The following is a 1,115-nucleotide window of genomic DNA, read 5'->3' on the forward strand; positions in this document are numbered from 1 at the left end:
TATGCCTTCGACCTGAGCACCGAAATCCCTCTCCAGGCACGCTTGTTCACGCTGGGAGCGGATGAGCACGTTCTGACAGTCGTGGTGCATCACATCGCGGGTGACGGCTGGTCGATGGGGCCGTTGGCGCGGGATGTGTCGGTGGCGTACGGGGCGCGGTGCGAGGGCCGGACCCCCGGATGGGCGCCGTTGCCGGTGCAGTACGCCGACTACGTGCTGTGGCAGCGGGAGATGTTCGGGTCCGAGGAGGATCCGGAGAGTGTGCTGTCGCGGCAGGTCGAGTACTGGCGTGAGGCGCTGGCCGGTGCCCCGGAGGAGCTGGCGCTGCCGTTCGACCGGACGCGCCCTGCTGTGGCATCACATCGAGGTGGCAGGGTGCGCTTCGTGTTGCCTGCCGAGGTGCACGAGGGACTCACCAGGCTGGCACGGGAGTCCGGAGCGAGTCTGTTCATGGTCGTGCAGGCGGCCTGGGCGGCACTGCTCACGCGGCTGGGCGCGGGGACCGATGTGCCGATCGGTTCACCGATCGCGGGACGGACCGACCAGTCGCTGGACGATCTGGTCGGCATGTTCGTCAACATGCTGATCCTGCGCACCGACACGTCGGGGGACCCCTCCTTCCGCGAACTCATCGCGCGGGTCAAGGAGAATGACCTGGCCGCCTTCGCGCACCAGGACGTGCCGTTCGAGCGGCTGGTGGAGGAACTCAACCCGACCCGCTCCATGGCGCGTCATCCGCTCTTCCAGGTTGTGCTGAGCTTCCAGAACAACCGTGCGGCCAAGCTCGAGATGGCTGGTCTCCGAGGTTCCGCTGTACATACGCAGTCCATCACGGCCAAGTACGACCTCGCGCTCCACATGGAGGAGCGGGAGGAAGGCATTGCCGGCGCGCTGGAATATGCCGCCGATGTGTTTGATGTGGGGACGGCTGAGCGTTTGGTGGGTTGGTTCGGTCGTTTGTTGGAGGGGTTGGTTGCGGATCCTGAGGTGCGGGTGGGGGGTGTGGAGTTTGTTGGTGAGGCTGAGCGTGGGTTGGTTTTGGGGTGGGCTGGTGGTGGGGGTGGTGTGGTGCCGGTTGGTGGGGTGTCGGTGGTGGAGTTGTTTGAGGCGCAGGT

1 protein-coding gene is annotated in these 1,115 nt (G+C 65.9%); it reads left to right on the forward strand.

The window, feature by feature from the left end; translation table 11 throughout:
- On the forward strand, positions 1-1,115 hold a 1,115-nt coding region (locus ABTY20_RS35305; RefSeq protein ID WP_352001220.1), incomplete at both ends, for a condensation domain-containing protein.

Origin of the sequence: Streptomyces sp. NPDC126497, from assembly GCF_040302425.1 — a bacterium.
In the GTDB taxonomy this organism is placed as follows: domain Bacteria; phylum Actinomycetota; class Actinomycetes; order Streptomycetales; family Streptomycetaceae; genus Streptomyces.